Origin of the sequence: Microbacterium phoenicis (assembly GCF_047302325.1) — a bacterium.
Classification (GTDB): Bacteria; Actinomycetota; Actinomycetes; order Actinomycetales; family Microbacteriaceae; genus Microbacterium.
The window spans coordinates 777817-792852 of sequence record NZ_CP154849.1 but is presented as its reverse complement, the minus strand read 5'-3'; the positions used below and the strand labels follow the sequence as shown (position 1 = coordinate 792852).

Sequence of the window (15036 nt, the reverse complement as noted above, 5' to 3'; positions counted from 1 at the left end):
GATGGTTGCCATGGTGCAGCGTCAATTCCCGAAGCCGGTCGAGCTGCTCGAGCTCATGCAGTTCAAGAAGCCCGAGCTGAACGGCACGAAGCGACGGCTGGATGCCGCGTACACGATCTCCGACCTGCGGAAGATCGCGAAGCGCCGCACCCCGAAGGCCGCGTTCGACTACACCGACGGCGCTGCGGAAGGCGAGACCTCGCTCGCGCGCGCCCGTCAGGCCTTCGAGGACGTCGAGTTCCACCCCGACGTGCTCCGACCCGCCGCCGACGTCGACACCTCCGTCGAGATCCTCGGCGGCCCGTCGGCGCTCCCCTTCGGCATCGCACCGACCGGCTTCACCCGGCTCATGCAGACCGAGGGCGAGGTCGCCGGCGCGGGTGCGGCGGGGACCGCCGGCATCCCGTTCACCCTCTCGACCCTCGGCACGACGTCGATCGAGGGCGTGAAAGCGGCGAACCCGCACGGGCGCAACTGGTTCCAGCTGTACGTGATGCGCGACCGCGAGATCTCGTACGCCCTCGCGAAGCGCGCCGCGGAGGCCGGGTTCGACACCCTGCAGTTCACCGTCGACACCCCCGTCGCCGGTGCGCGCCTGCGCGACAAGCGCAACGGGTTCTCGATCCCGCCGCAGCTGACCCTCGGCACGATCGTCAACGCGATCCCCCGCCCCTGGTGGTGGATCGACTTCCTCACCACCCCGAAGCTCGAGTTCGCGTCGCTGTCGGCCACCGGCGGCACCGTCGGCGATCTGCTGAACGCCGCGATGGACCCGACGATCAGCTACGAGGACCTGAAGGTCATCCGCGAGATCTGGCCCGGCAAGATCGTCATCAAGGGCGTCCAGAACGTCGAGGACTCGAAGCGCCTCATCGACCACGGCGTCGACGGCATCATCCTGTCGAACCACGGCGGGCGTCAGCTCGATCGGGCTCCGATCCCCTTCCACCTCCTGCCCACTGTGGTGCGCGAGGTCGGCAAGGACGCGACGATCATGGTCGACACCGGCATCATGAACGGCGCCGACATCGTCGCCGCGATGGCGCTCGGCGCGAAGTTCACCCTCATCGGCCGCGCGTACCTCTACGGCCTCATGGCCGGCGGGCGTGCGGGCGTCGACAAGACGATCGAGATCCTCCGCAGCGAGATCGAGCGCACGATGAAGCTGCTCGGCGTCGCCTCGATCGCCGAGCTCGAGCCACGGCACATCACGCAGCTCACGCGCCTCGCGCCGATGCCCCGTTCCGACGCCTGAGTCTGCGCGTTAGCCTGGCGCGGTGAGCGCAGCGAACGAGAGCGGACCCTTCTTCCACGGCACGAAGGCCGATCTGCAGATCGGCGATCTGCTGACCGCGGGACGCACCTCGAACTACCGGCCGTCGATCGTGATGAACCACATCTACTTCACGGCGCTCCGCGACCCCGCCGGCCTCGCGGCCGAGCTCGCCGCCGGCGACGGCGAGCCGCGCGTGTACCGCGTCGAGCCGACCGGTCCATTCGAGGACGACCCGAACGTGACCGACAGGAAATTCCCCGGCAACCCCACCCGGTCGTACCGCAGCGCCGACCCGCTCCGCGTCGTCGCCGAGGAGACCGGGTGGCCGCGCCTGGCCCCCGAGGCACTCGCGGACTGGAAGCGCCGCATCGCCGCGATCGAGGAGTCCGGCGGCGAGATCATCAACTGATGAGCGACGTCGTCCGCTTCTGCCGCAGTCGCAGCGCCGGTCGCCGCTGCACGCGCCCCCTCGACCACCCCGGTCTGCACCGCCACCGCACGATCATGTGGACGGATGCCGCTGCCGACCCCTCCCGCTGTCCCGGGTCCGGCGAGCCGGGCTCTTCCGCCGCCACGCTCGCGGACGGGTGGCCGCACGGCTGTGCCCTGTGCCCCGTCTGCCATCGCTTCGTCCCGCTCGAGGGCGGCCTGCTCGCCGAGCACGCGACCTCGGACGAGGACGAGACGGATGCCGAGGCATCCCGTCGTCGGGAATGGCTCAACACCCACGGGTGGTGACGGCCCTCGCTGCCTGGCACGCGTGCCATGCTGACGGGATGCGCATCGCCGTCACCGGTTCGTCCGGAAAACTCGGGTCCGTCGTCGTCCGCGAGCTGACCGCCGCGGGTCACGAGGTGATCGGCTTCGACCAGCACGGCACCCGCGGTCCGGGTTTCGTGCAGATCGACCTCACCGACCACGGACAGGTCGTCGACGCGCTCACGGGAGTCGGCGATCAGCACGACGGCATCGACGCCCTCGTCCACCTCGCCGCGATCCCGGCCCCCGGCATCCGCCCCGACGTCGCGACCTTCCACAACAACATCACGACCACGTTCAACGTGTTCTGGGCCGCGCTCCGCCTCGGGATCACGAAGATCGTGTACGCCTCGAGCGAGACAGTGCAGGGACTGCCGTTCGAGACACCGCCGCCCTACATCCCGGTCGACGAGGACTACCCGGCCCGTCCCGAATCGGTCTACTCCCTCGTGAAGCACCTCGAGGAGCAGATGGCGATCGAGCTGACCCGGTGGTACCCCGAGGCATCCATCACCGCCCTCCGTTTCTCGAACGTCATGTGGCCCGAGGACTACGTGGAGTTCCCCTCTTTCGACGCCGACGCGCGGCAGCGCAAGTGGAACCTGTGGAGCTACATCGACGCCCGCGACGGATCGCAGGCCATCGAACGCGCGCTCGAGGTCGCCGGCCCCGGCTTCGACCACTTCCTCATCGCGGCGGCGGACACCGTCATGAGCCGCCCGAACGACGAGCTGGTCGCGGAGGTGTTCCCCGGAGTCGAGCTCCGCGGCGACCTCGGAGTGAACGACTCGCTGTTCTCGACCGCGAAGGCGCAGCGCGTGCTCGGCTATCGGCCGCAGCACTCGTGGCGCGACTCCGTGGGCTGAGCGCCCAGCCGCCCGGTCAGCGGGTGCGCAGTCGGGTCGCGCGGACGATCTGGATCGCTCCCAGGAGGATGAGGGAGATCCCCAGCCACACCCAGAGGACCAGCGCACCCCAGACCGGCGCGAACAGGATGAGGACGCCCGCGACGATGCTCAGCACCGCGAAGGCGATGGTCCACCCGCGCGATCGCGTGCCGCCGAGGGTCGTCAGCGAAACGACCCCTTCGACGATCCACAGGATGCCGACGAGCGCGCCCACGAACGTCGCCAGCGTCCCGGCGGCGAGTCCGAGGTTCGAGAACGCGACGATGCCCGCGATCAGGAAGATCAGTCCGAGCACGATGTGCCCGACGCGCGACCAGGCTCCGGCGGACCGTGACAGGACTCCGAGGGCGATGTTCACGACGCCGGCGATCACCGCCCACGCCGCGATGATCCCGGCGACGACCATCGCGGTCTTACCGGGCCAGAGCAGGATCAGGATGCCGACCACGACGGCCAGTACGCCGCCGATCAGCAGTGCCCCGCGGATGGCGCCGACCACCGTCCGTGCCGATTGCTGCGTGCTCATCTCGCGCTCCCCTCGCCGGATGCGGCCAGGTTATCGCCGCGGCATCCGGGCGGACAAGGCCCTGCTCAGCCGCCGAATTCGGCAGTGACGTAGACCTCACTGTGGTTCCACGCGCAGATGTCGGAGATCGGCTGATGCGCCCGCCAGTACTCCTGCACCTCGCTCATGCCTCCGGGAAGCGGCGAGCGCCCGGCCAGCACCGAGTGCATCGCCTCGAGGTGAGGGGCGAGCGTCGTCGTCGAGGAGGCTGCGAGCGTCACGGCGTCGCCCGTCGCCGCGTCCATCCGGCGCTCCCACTCGTCCGCGCCGAACGCGGCGTAGAACCCGAAGCCGTCGTCGGCGTTCTGCACCTGGCTGATGACGCCGGAGAACGCCTCGCACTCCTGCGTGAGCGCAGCATCCTGCTCGAACGTCTCGCTCGAGTACGTGACGGATGCCGTCCACTCCACGTTCGGCTCGACCCAGAGGGCGAGGTGCGAGGAGCTCTCCGTCCACGGCCAGGCGAGGGTGCGCGCGTCCTCGCAGGCTCCGGAGAGCATCGCCTGCCCGAGCATCATGGCGTCGCCGAGCTCGGCGGTGAAGCGCTCACCGGGGTCGCACGTCAGATCGATGTGGACCGACTGCGTCCCCGACGGGACGGAGAGGTCGAGTCGCTCCTCCGTGCGTGGACCGGCGCCCGAGAGCACCTCCTCGCCCAGCACGACCGAGGGCTCTGACGAGGGTGAGGGGGTGGGTACCGGTGCCGGTGCCGCGACAACGGCGTCCTCGGTCGGAGGCACACCACCCGAGACCTCGACGGAGGTCGTGGCGCATCCCGTCAGCATCGCGGCGGCCGCCGCAGTGAGCACGGCGCCCCTCAGAACCCGGCGTCCACGCGGCGCCCCGGCATCCCCCCAGACCATCCCTTCTGTCTACCAGACGCCGGTCGGCCGTCGTCAGCGGACCCAGAACGTTCGCCGGGGACATCCTCAGTTCACCTCGCGCCCGCCCGGCTAGGCTGAGACGTCCCCCGTGCCCGCCGCCGAGCATCGCGAGCCCCGCCATGGATCTGTCGATCATCGTTCCGACCTTCAACGAGGGTCCGAACGTCGACGAGCTGTTGCGGCGCATCGGCGACGCCCTCGAGGGACGCGTGTTCGAGGTCGTCTTCGTCGACGACTCGACCGACGACACCCCCGAGATCATCGCCGCCGCCGCGCCGCACGCCGGCTTCCCGGTGCGACTGATCCATCGCGAGGACCCCGTCGCGGGCCTCGGCGGCGCGGTCGTCGCGGGGTTCCAGGCCGCCGGCTCGCGGTGGTGCCTCGTCATGGACGGCGACCTGCAGCATCCGCCCGAGGACATCCCGCGATTGATCGAACGCGCCGATCGGGGCGACGTGGACGTCGTCATCGCGTCGCGCTACGCGTCGGGCGGGACCTCGAAAGGCCTCGCCGACGCGACCCGCACCGCCGTGTCGCGCGCGTCGACCGCGCTGACCAAGGCGATGTTCCCCCGCAAGCTGGCCAACTGCTCCGACCCGATGACCGGCTTCTTCCTCGTCGACACCCAGGCCGTCGACGTGGAGGCACTCCGACCCCGCGGCTTCAAGATCCTGCTCGAGGTCCTCGCCCGACGCCAGCTGCGCGTCGACGAGGTGCCCTTCGACTTCGCCTCGCGTCATGCCGGGACGTCCAAGGCGACCTTCACCCAGGGCGTGCGCTTCCTGACGCAGCTCGCGATGCTGCGCTTCGGCCGGATGTCTGCCTTCGCCCTCGTCGGCGGGTTCGGCGCCATCGCCAACCTCGTCATCATGTGGGGCCTGATCCGGTTGGGGATGGACTACGTTCCCGCCGCGATCATCGCGAGCGTCATCACGATCGTCACGAACTTCCTGCTGCTGGAGTACCTGGTCTTCGCCGACATGCGCTCCGAATCCGGGCGCATGCTCACCCGGTTCGTGAAGTCGTTCACCTTCAACGGGCTCGAAGCGATCATCCGCATCCCGGTCCTGTCGGTCCTCGTCGAAGGCGCCCACATCCCGGCCGTCCTCGCGGCCGCGCTCACCCTCATCGCGGCGTTCGTGCTGCGCTTCGTCTTCCACGCCCTCGTGGTCTATGCGCCGCGGCGGCCGGGACGGGCCGTCGCGACCCAGGAATCCGCGCCCGCCGCAGCGGGCGGGCGTACCCTGGAGTGATGACCGACACGTCCGCTCAGATCACGATGTTCGGCGCCGACTGGTGCCGCGACTGCCGCCGCACGAAGGCGCAGCTCGACAGCCTCGGAGTCGACTACCGCTACATCGATCTCGAAGCCGAGCCCGACGCCGCCGACGTCGCCCGTGAGATCTCCGGGCGCACCAACATCCCCGTCGTCGTCTACCCCGACGCGAGCCACCACGTGGAGCCCAGCAACGACGACGTCGCGGCGAAGCTCCGCGAGCTGTCGCTCATCTGAGCCCATCGCCCCTCGCCCATCGCCCATCGCCCAGCGACGATGACGACGACGTCACCGGCCACGCCGCAGGAGCTCTCGCCCGAGACCCGCGCCCCGCTCGATGCCGCCCTCACGCGGCTCCGCGCGGGCGCGGCCGAGTGGACTGCGCTCGCGGCCGCAGACCGGCGTGATCTGCTCCGGCGCGTCCGTGTCGCGGTCGCCGATGCCGCCGACGACTGGGCGCGGATCGCCGCGGCGAGCAAGGGACTGAGCGCACGGCATCCGCTCGCCGGAGAGGAGTGGCTGGCCGGTCCCTACGCGGCGATCGTCGCCCTCGACGCGTACGCCGACACGCTCGACGCCCTCGCCCGGGGCCGCAGTCCGCTCGGTGGCATCCGCACCGGCACCGCCCCCGGCGGCCGCACCGTCGTCCACACCTCGCCCCTGCGGTTCTCGGACCGGATCCTCCTCTCGGGCTACACGACCGAGGTCTGGTTGCAGCCGGGGATCACGTCGCATGAGGCTCGGGATGCCGCGGGCCTCGGCTCGAGGCATCCGCTCCGCAGCACCGGGGTGGGGCTCGTCCTCGGCGCGGGGAACGTGACCTCGATCCCGTTCCTCGACGTCCTGTACGAGCTGCTCGCCGAGGGGCGCGTCGCACTGCTGAAGGTGAACCCGACGCAGGACGCCCTCGTCCCGGTGTTCGAGAGGGCGTTCGCGCCCCTCATCGAGGCCGGCTTCGCCGCGGTCGCAAGCGGAGGCGGCGATGTCGGTGGGTACCTGACGCGTCACCGCGAGGTCGACCACGTGCACATCACGGGGTCCGAGACAACCTTCCGCGCCATCGTCGGGTCGGGTGAAGACCGGTTGCGTGTGCCGATCACCGCGGAGCTCGGCGGGGTGTCGCCGATCATCGTGGTGCCGGGGCGGTGGTCGAAGGCCGACCTGAGGTTCCAGGCCGAGCACGTCGCCACGATGCGGCTGCACAACAGCGGGCACAACTGCATCGCCGGGCAGGTCGTCCTGCTCAGCCGCGATTGGGATCAGCGCGAGGACTTCGAGCGCGAACTGCGCCGCGCCTTCGCGCGGACGCCGAAGCGCCCGGTCTGGTACCCGAACGCAACTGCTCGATTGGAGCACGTGCGCGAGGCCTATCCCGGCGCCGAATGGTTCGCGGGAGGGACGCGGGCGATCGCCGCGGGCGGCGGAGAGATCGAGTCGACGGAGTACTTCGCGCCCGTGCTCGGGATCATCGACCTGCCCGGCACCGGTTCGGCCTTCGTCGACGCCGCCATCGACCACGCGAACGAGCGGCTGACCGGCACGCTCGGCGCCAACGTCCTCGTCGACCCGGTCACCCTGCGCGAGCTGGGTGCCGGGTTCGAGGCATCCCTCGCACGCCTGCGATACGGCACGGTCGCGGTCAACGCGTGGACCGCCTTCGGATTCCTCACACCGACCGCCACGTGGGGCGCGTTCCCCGGCGGCACGGTGGACGACGCGCCGAGCGGCATCGGGATCGTCCACAACGCACTGCTGCTCGACGGCGTCGAGCGCACCGTCGTGCGCGGGCCGTTCCGCCCCTTTCCGCGCTCCCTGACGGGCGGCCGGTTCTCGGTGCTGCCGAAACCGCCGTGGTTCGTCACCTCGCGCACCGGACGCGCCGTGTCGGAGGGCTTCGCCCGGTTCCGGATCGGCGGCCGCATCCGCCCCCTCGTCGCGACGTCGCTCCGCGCCTTCGGCGCCTGACGCGACCACGCGGCCCAGCGATCAGGCGACGGGTGGCCGAACCCGGCATCCGTCGAGATGAACGCCGGTTTACATCGAGTTAACGTCGTGTGCTCGCACGACGACCCGGCGGGCGCTACAGTTGCCCTCGAGCGGATCGCGCGGCCGGGGGGTCGTGCGGAGATCTTTGGGGGATCGCGACGCTCCATTCGGGGAAACATGTATCCGCCTTGGGGGCGGGTGCAGAACGCACAGTGCTTGGGGGCATGATGCGGCGGCTGTCCATCGTCTGTGGGGGCGCTCGGTGAGCGCAGTCGAGGGCCTGTCGCCCTCTTTCACCTTGTCGGGGCTCGGGCCGCTGACCGCGGTACGCGACCTGGCCGGTGCCGCGCCTCGCGCATCCGCTGCGCTGGTCAGCCGGCAGCAGTGGGAGCGCCGCTTCCGCGTCCGTCTGCGGACCAGCGACACGGCCATCGTCGCACTGGCGTGCGCCTTCGCGACTGCGGCATCCCTGCCGGTGACGTCCACCGAAACCACGGGTGGCGTCCCCTACAGCGCCGCGGCCATCGCCGTCGCAACCGGGACTCTCTGGCTCGCGGCGCTCCTCCTCTTCAACACGCGGTCCGCAAGCGTCATCGGTTCTGGCGCGGCCGAGTACGCCCGCGTCGCCCATGCCACCGGGCTCGCGTTCGGACTGCTCGCCATCCTGTTCGTGGTGTTCGAGTGGGACGGCATTCGCGCCCAGCTCTTCACAGCACTCCCCCTCGGCACCCTTGCCCTCCTGATGTCACGCTGGGCGTGGCGGCGGTGGCTCATCGCGCAGCGCGCCGACGGTCGCTTCGCTTCACGCACCGTTGTCGTGGGCTCGCGGGACGATGTCGAGTACGCGATCCGCACCCTCGGCCCCGCCGGACAGCTCGGGTATCTCGTGGTCGGCGTTGCGCTCCTCGAGGACTCGAATGAGTGCGTGCGGGTCGACGGCGTGGACTACCCCGTCCTGCACGGCGAGGATGCAGTGCTCCGCGCAGCGGAGATCTATGGCAGCGACACGATCGTCGTCGCCAGCCAGCCCGCTGGCGATCCGACGTACGTCAAGCGACTCTCCTGGTCGCTCGAGGGCACCGCAGCCGAGCTGGTCATCTCGAGCCGTCTCGCAGATGTAGCCGGACCGCGCATGTCGCTGCGTCCGGTCGAGGGCATGCCCCTCATTCACGTCAAGATCCCGACCTTTGAGGGTGCGTCCTATTACGTCAAGCGGGCGCTGGACATCCTGGTATCGTCCGCCGCCCTGCTCGCCTTCGCGCCGGTCGCGCTGGCCATCGCCCTCGCCATCAAGACGAACGATGGCGGGCCGGTGTTCTTCCGTCAGTCCCGCGTCGGCCGCGACGGCCACGAGTTCGCGATGCTCAAATTCCGCACAATGAGAGTAGATGCCGAGGCACAGCTCGCCGCGCTCCTCGAGCAGAACGAGGGCTCGGGCCCGCTGTTCAAGCTGAAGCGCGACCCCAGGGTCACGCGAGTCGGTCAGGTCCTGCGCAAATTCTCGCTCGACGAGGTGCCGCAGTTCTGGAACGTGCTGCGCGGCGACATGAGCGTGGTGGGCCCGCGTCCGCCGCTGCCGGCAGAGGTGACCGCATACGACGGCACCGTCTTCCGTCGGCTCTACATCAAGCCGGGCATCACCGGACCGTGGCAGGTGGGCGGGCGCAGCGACCTCTCCTGGGAGGAGAGCGTCCGTCTGGACCTCCGCTACGTCGAGAACTGGACCGTCATGACCGATCTCGTCCTCATGTGGCGGACGGCGAAGGTCATGATCACACCGCAGGGGGCGTACTGATGGTCATCGATTCACCGCGGAGCATCGTCACGACCGAGGGATTTCGTGCCGGATCGCACGGCCGCGCGACCCGGACGCTCCACATCGCGATGATCGGCACCCGGGGCGTCCCGGCCTGCTACGGCGGTTTCGAGACGGCGGTCGAGGAGATCGGGCGCCGGCTCGTCGAGCGCGGCCACGAGATCACGGTCTACACGCGCGGCTCCGAGAGCCGCGAGCGCGAGTACCTCGGCATGAAGATCGTCCACCTGCCCGCGGTCCCGGTGAAGCAGCTCGAAACCCTGAGCCACACCGGGCTGTCGGCGGTCCATGCGGTGCTCCGTCGCCGACCCGACGCCGCCTTCGTGTTCAACGCGGCCAACTCGCCGTTCCTGCCGGTGCTGCGTGCCCGCGGCATCCCGACCGCCCTCCACATGGACGGTCTCGAGTGGAAACGGTCGAAGTGGGGCCGGCGCGGCAAGGCCTACTACCGCTGGGCGGAGGAGTTCGGCGTGCGGACCGCCGACGCGCTCATCGCAGACGCCCCCGGCATCGGGGAATACTACGACCGGGAGTTCGGCGTCCCGACCGAGCTCATCCGGTACGGCGCGCCGATCCTGGAGAGCGCCCCGGCCGACGGCATCCGTGCCTTCGACCTCGCACCCCACGGATACCACCTGGTCGTCGCGCGGTTCGAACCCGAGAATCACGTGCTCGAGATCGTCGAGGGGTACCGCGCCAGCTCGGCCACGAAGCCGCTGGTCGTCGTCGGCTCGGCACCGTACGCCGCCGAGTACACGGAGCGGATTCGAGCCGCCGCGGGAGATGACCCTCGCATCCGCTTCCTCGGTGGGGTGTACGACCAGGACCTGCTCGACGCCCTCTACTTCCACGCGCTCTCATACGTCCACGGACACTCCGTCGGCGGCACGAATCCCTCGCTCCTGCGGGCGATGGGCGCCGGCACGGCGACCCTCGCCTACGACGTGGGCTTCAACCACGAGACCCTCGACGAGCACGGACTGTTCTTCGCGGATGCCGCCGAGCTGACGCGCGGGGTCGAGGCGCTCGACCGCGACGCAGCCCTTGCGGGCACGCTCGGCCTGCACGGCCGCGACCGCGCCGCGACGGCCTTCCGCTGGGACGACGTGGCGACCGCCTATGAGGATCTGGCCGGGCGCCTCGCTCGGCGGCAGTCCATGCACCAGCTCGGGCGACGGGCTCGGCGGCGCGCGAGCGCGGCCCGGAGCGGCGAATGACGGCACCCGGCACGATCCGGACCTCCGAGTCCCCCGCGATCGACGATGTCGCGGGGGACGTCGACGCGGGCGTCGAACGGCGGCTCGCCACCCGCCGTGGGATGCTGGCATCGGTCGGCGGCAGCGCGGTCGCGCGGCTCATGGTCATGCCGGTGAGCGCGTTCCTCGGCATCATCGTCACCCGGCTCATCCTCGACAACTACGGTGAGGCGTCGTACGCCCAGTACACGCTCCTCGTCGGCATCGCAGCGCTCCTGCCGTTCACGGACCTCGGACTGTCGGCGGCGATCCTCAACGCGGCTTCCGCCGCGCGCGACCCCCGGACCGACCCGGGGCTCCGCGGTGTCCTGATCTCCTGCATGCGCCTCCTTGCGTGTTGCGCGATCGTCCTGCTCACCGTCGCGGTGGCGATCTATGCTCTCGGCTACTGGGACACGCTGCTCGGCGAGGGGTTGAGCCTCGCATCAGGTGCTCTCGCTGCGACGCTCTGTCTGGCGATCTTCGCGCTCAACCTGCTCATCTCCTTCGGGCAGCGCATCCTGATCGCGCTCGGTCTGAACACGCTCGTGGTCCTCCTCGGCGCGCTGCAGACGCCGATCGTGCTCGTCGTGCTCTGGCTGACGATCTCGGCCGGCGCCGGCGGCGGGTACATCGCCGTCGCGTCGTACGCGAGCACCTTCCTGATCAGCGCCATCGCCTTCGTCATCGCCGTGCGGCGCATCTCGCCCACGATCGGCGTCGCACTTCGGGAGAGCCTCAACCCTCGGGTACGCGGAGAGCGCGTCTTCAATGTCGCGTGGCCGATGCTCGTCCAGATGATCGCCCTCCCAATCGCCATGTCCTCCGACCGGCTCGTTCTCAGCCATCTGGGCTCTCTCGACGACCTGACCGAGTACAGCCTCGCGATGCAGATGTTCACGCCCGCGCTCGGGGTCCTCGCCACGGCGGGCATGTCTCTGTGGCCCGTCTTCGCACGCGCGCGGGCAGCGGGCACCTCGACGCCGTTCTCTCCGCACGCCATGGCGGGCATGTTCGCGGCGCTCGCGCTCATCGGCGGCACCCTGATCTTCGTGTTCGCGGGATGGCTCGCCGACCTCGCGTCGGGCGGCCGGATCGAACTCGGCTGGCCCATCCTCGTGGCCGGTGGCGTCTTCATCATCATCCAGGCGGTCAAGCAGCCCTACGGCATGGCGCTCACCGATGCGCGCGGGCTCACCTTCCAGGCCGCATGCGCGATCGTGCTGCTGCCCGTGAACCTGGGGCTCACGATCGGCCTCACCCCGAGCCTGGGCGCTCCCGGCCCGCTCGTCGGCTCGATCGTCGCCGTTGTCGCGTGCCAGCTCATCCCCAACGTCCTCTTCGTCCGGCATCGCTCACGCCGCGCTGCACTCGCCGACGAGGCCCCCGAGTCAGGAGCACACCATCAGTGACGTGGTGACAGAACGGTCGGCGCACGCGACGACCGTGAAGCTCGCGCAGGTCGGCGACTACTCCGTGTCGAACTGGGGCGATCGGTTGTATCCGGGCGTCACCAGCCATCTTCTGCGCCGGATCGGGCTCGAGGCTGATGTCACCCACTTCGCGCCTCTCCCCGGCGCCACCCTCGCCGGGGAGCCGATCCGGCCGCTCCGAGAGATCCGGCGGACGAAGGTGGCCGCTGTGCTCGTCGGCGGCGGGGACCTCGTCCGTTTCGACACGACCACGGTCGCCCTCGATCACATGGCGATCCCGGAGGCCCAGCGCCACGGTCGTCTGCTTCGCCTCCGGGCGGAGCTGTTCGCCCGGAGGCACTTCCTCAACGGGCCGGGCGTCTGGCTCCCCGAGGCGGACTGGGTGCCCGGTGCGCCGACCGTGCTGGTGTCCGTCGGCGCTCGCCGAATGGCGCACGACCCTCGGGCTCGCGCCGCGGTGAGCCGCCTGAAGGGCGTCTGGGTACGGACGACCCACGCCGCCCGTCAGTTCGAGGCCGCCGGGGTGAGCCCCGAACGCATCGTCCGCGCCCCCGACATGGTCTTCGCCCATCCGGCCCTCTCCGATCAGACCCGATCCGTAGAGCGCGGTCGTCAGATCGTATGGAGGCGGCTCGGCGTCGACGAACCGCTCGTCGTGTTCCATGCGGCAGCATTCCACGGCTGGCCGGAGGCCCGCGTCGAGGCCGCGCTCCGCTCCTTGACGGGGTTGCCGATCGCCGTCCTGTCGCTCGGTGCTCATTCAGGCGAGGACCGCGCGCTCGCAGCCGCGGCTGAGCGGACGGGGACTCTGGCTCTCATCGGACTGGAGGCGGACGAGATCGTGTGCGTCCTCGCATCCGCAGGGGTCGTGTTCACGACGAGCATGCACGTCGCGATCGTCGCCGGATCGTTCGGTACGCCCGTGCTGACCCCGGGCGTGCCGAAGACAGCCGAAGCGTTCTCTGCCTGCCCCACCCCTCCCCAGGTCGAGGAGGTCAGCGACGAGGACCTCGCCGACACCGTTCGCGCGCGCAGAGGGAAGCGCTCCGATCACGACCACGCACCGAACGCGGCTGCGGCGACCAAGGCTTTCGAGTCCGTGCTCGAGATGGCCGGTGTGCTGTGACCGCGCCCAGGACGGTCCTCGCTGCGCACCCGGGCGCCGAACTGTTCGGATCAGACCGGATGTTCCGCGAATCCGTCGCCGGGCTGATCGACGGCGGCGCGCGGGTCGTCGTCGCGATCCCCACGAACGGTCCGCTCATCGACGAGATCCGTTCCCTCGGCGCGGAAGTCGTCATCGCGCCCGGTCTCGTACTGCGGAAGGCGCTGCTGCGGCCCTCGGGGTGGATGCGTCTCATCGGGGAGACGTTCCGTGGACTCGGTTCGGCCTGGCGCATCTTGAGCCGGGTCCACCCGGACGCGGTGTACGTGAGCACCATCACCATTCCCCTCTGGCCCCTCATCGCGCGATTGCGACGCACCCCCGTGATCAGTCACGTGCATGAGGCGGAAGCATCGGGGAGCGCCCTGCTGAACCGACTCCTGTACATCCCGCACCTCCTGTCGGACGAGGTCCTGGTGAACAGTCGCTTCAGCCAGGCGACCATCCGACACGTCCTCCCAAACCTCGCATCGCGGGCTGAAGTCGTGCTCAACGGAGTCGTCGGGCCCGCGAGCCCGCGACCGCTTCGAGCCGACCCGGACGGCGCACTGCGCGTGCTCTACATGGGACGGCTGTCACCCCGGAAAGGCCCGGATCTCGTGCTCTCCGCCGCCGCGCTGCTGGCCCGCGACGGCCTGCCCGTCGACGTCACGCTCGTGGGCGACACCTTCCCGGGATACGAATGGTTCGGCGACCAGTTGCGACTGCAGGCTGACAACGCACCGGAGCACATGTCGGTGACGTTCGCCGGATTCCAGCCGGATGTGTGGAGCTTCGTCGCGGACACGGACGTCGTGGTGGTGCCGTCACGCATCGACGAGCCGTTCGGCAACACCGCCGTCGAAGCCGTCCTCGGGCTGCGGCCCGTGGTCGTAGCCGACACCAGCGGACTTCGCGAGGCGGCCGACAGCTACACGACCGCGCGCATGGTTCCGGTCGATGAGCCCGCGGCCATCTCGGAACAGCTGCAGGCGCTCACCGAATCATGGTCGGCCGTGCGCGCCGACGTCGAAGACAGCCGCGCAGAGGCCCTGCGGCGGCACGCACCCGAGTCGTACCGCGCAGCCGTCCGCCGTCATGTCGAGCGTGCCGTGCGCTCCGGGTCGAGGCGGGCGGACGCACCTCGGCGCCGAGGCAGGACGCGGTAGGTACGCAATCCACGGCTCATCGCGACGTCGTTCGGCAGATGATCCACTCCGCGGAGGTACTCGCGCCCCTCTTCCTGCGCTGCATCCCAGGAGTACGTGCTGGCGACCTTGCGGCTCGCGTGCACGACGGCCGCCGCGTCGATGACGCCCATGCGCAGACCGGCGTGCTCCATGAGGTGCGCCCACTGGAAATCCAGGCCCCAGCCCCATCGGAGGTCGGCCGGGAAAGGCAGGAGCAGTTCCGCCGCATCCGCACGGATGAGGGTGACGGGCCCGATCTCGACGAAACGCGTCCTCCGGGCGACGCTCAGCAGCCGCCGCTTGGCGACGATCCAGTTCGCGTTGCTGAACCGCGTCTGAGCCGGCTGAGCGAGGGCGAAATCGAGCCTCTCGCACACCTCGATCGCCAGGTCGAGGAAACCGGCGGGGAGGACGACGTCGTCGTCGATGATCACCAGCCAGTCCACCGCCGGAAGATCCCGCACGAGGACGTTGAGGTTCTGGAACTTCCCGGCCGTGAGGTGGTCGGCTCCCGTCTCCGACGCCATGCCGGCGGGGATGTCACCCATCGCGCCCACGTTGACG

At 70.0% G+C, this 15036-nt stretch carries 15 protein-coding genes; 12 read left to right on the top strand and 3 right to left on the bottom strand.

Going from position 1 to position 15036, the window contains the following annotated elements; translation table 11 throughout:
- The first annotated feature begins 10 nt into the window (after positions 1-10).
- Genes ABCU91_RS03875 through ABCU91_RS03860 form a run of 4 tightly spaced genes read left to right on the top strand, consistent with a single transcriptional unit; the run spans position 11 to position 2901 of the window.
- Positions 11-1255: an alpha-hydroxy-acid oxidizing protein gene (locus tag ABCU91_RS03875; RefSeq protein WP_413354865.1), complete on the top strand. Its 1245-nt coding sequence runs from the start codon at positions 11-13 to the stop codon at positions 1253-1255.
- 22 nt (positions 1256-1277) lie between these two features.
- On the top strand, positions 1278-1685 hold the full coding sequence (gene arr / locus ABCU91_RS03870) for an NAD(+)--rifampin ADP-ribosyltransferase (RefSeq protein ID WP_413354864.1): 408 nt from the start codon (positions 1278-1280) through the stop codon (positions 1683-1685).
- On the top strand, positions 1685-2014 hold the full coding sequence (locus tag ABCU91_RS03865; RefSeq protein ID WP_413354863.1) for a hypothetical protein: 330 nt from the start codon (positions 1685-1687) through the stop codon (positions 2012-2014). The genes arr and ABCU91_RS03865 overlap by 1 nt, the downstream gene beginning before the upstream one ends.
- A 38-nt stretch (positions 2015-2052) precedes the next feature.
- Positions 2053-2901, top strand: a complete 849-nt coding sequence (locus ABCU91_RS03860) for an NAD-dependent epimerase/dehydratase family protein (RefSeq protein WP_413355372.1) — start codon at positions 2053-2055, stop codon at positions 2899-2901.
- Between the two features lie 16 nt (positions 2902-2917).
- Here ABCU91_RS03860 and ABCU91_RS03855 read toward each other — a convergent pair whose 3' ends face one another.
- Together ABCU91_RS03855 and ABCU91_RS03850 are read right to left on the bottom strand one after the other, a co-directional pair.
- Entirely contained in the window at positions 2918-3469 is a 552-nt protein-coding gene (locus ABCU91_RS03855; RefSeq protein ID WP_413354862.1) for an HdeD family acid-resistance protein, read from the bottom strand.
- A gap of 65 nt (positions 3470-3534) precedes the next feature.
- Positions 3535-4317, bottom strand: coding sequence for a hypothetical protein (locus ABCU91_RS03850; protein WP_413354861.1), 783 nt, complete (start codon positions 4315-4317; stop codon positions 3535-3537).
- A 194-nt stretch (positions 4318-4511) separates the two neighbouring features.
- Between ABCU91_RS03850 and ABCU91_RS03845 the strand changes: the two genes are divergently transcribed.
- The 8 genes from ABCU91_RS03845 (at position 4512) to ABCU91_RS03810 (ending at position 14451) form a co-directional block, all read left to right on the top strand.
- Positions 4512-5645 carry a glycosyltransferase gene (locus ABCU91_RS03845; RefSeq protein WP_413354860.1) on the top strand — a complete coding sequence of 378 codons (1134 nt, stop codon included), beginning with the start codon at positions 4512-4514 and terminating at the stop codon, positions 5643-5645.
- Positions 5645-5905 (top strand): glutaredoxin family protein, encoded by a 261-nt coding sequence (locus ABCU91_RS03840; RefSeq protein WP_406922877.1) that lies wholly within the window; start codon positions 5645-5647, stop codon positions 5903-5905. Before ABCU91_RS03845 ends, ABCU91_RS03840 begins: the two co-directional genes overlap by 1 nt.
- A 39-nt stretch (positions 5906-5944) precedes the next feature.
- Positions 5945-7633, top strand: a complete 1689-nt coding sequence (locus ABCU91_RS03835; protein ID WP_413354859.1) for an aldehyde dehydrogenase family protein — start codon at positions 5945-5947, stop codon at positions 7631-7633.
- A gap of 283 nt (positions 7634-7916) precedes the next feature.
- On the top strand, positions 7917-9449 hold the full coding sequence (locus ABCU91_RS03830; protein ID WP_406922879.1) for a sugar transferase: 1533 nt from the start codon (positions 7917-7919) through the stop codon (positions 9447-9449).
- Positions 9449-10687 carry a DUF1972 domain-containing protein gene (locus ABCU91_RS03825; protein ID WP_406922880.1) on the top strand — a complete coding sequence of 413 codons (1239 nt, stop codon included), beginning with the start codon at positions 9449-9451 and terminating at the stop codon, positions 10685-10687. The genes ABCU91_RS03830 and ABCU91_RS03825 overlap by 1 nt, the downstream gene beginning before the upstream one ends.
- A complete protein-coding gene (locus tag ABCU91_RS03820; RefSeq protein WP_406922881.1) occupies positions 10684-12117 on the top strand; it encodes a lipopolysaccharide biosynthesis protein in 1434 nt (477 codons plus the stop codon). Before ABCU91_RS03825 ends, ABCU91_RS03820 begins: the two co-directional genes overlap by 4 nt.
- Before the next feature lies 1 nt (position 12118).
- Entirely contained in the window at positions 12119-13264 is a 1146-nt protein-coding gene (locus ABCU91_RS03815; RefSeq protein ID WP_406922882.1) for a polysaccharide pyruvyl transferase family protein, read from the top strand.
- Positions 13261-14451 carry a glycosyltransferase family 4 protein gene (locus tag ABCU91_RS03810; RefSeq protein ID WP_413354858.1) on the top strand — a complete coding sequence of 397 codons (1191 nt, stop codon included), beginning with the start codon at positions 13261-13263 and terminating at the stop codon, positions 14449-14451. Before ABCU91_RS03815 ends, ABCU91_RS03810 begins: the two co-directional genes overlap by 4 nt.
- On the opposite strand, the gene ABCU91_RS03805 is transcribed toward ABCU91_RS03810, so the two are convergent.
- Positions 14379-15020: a hypothetical protein gene (locus ABCU91_RS03805; protein WP_413354857.1), complete on the bottom strand. Its 642-nt coding sequence runs from the start codon at positions 15018-15020 to the stop codon at positions 14379-14381. The two genes, ABCU91_RS03810 and ABCU91_RS03805, sit on opposite strands and share 73 nt — an antisense overlap.
- Positions 15021-15036 lie beyond the last annotated feature (16 nt).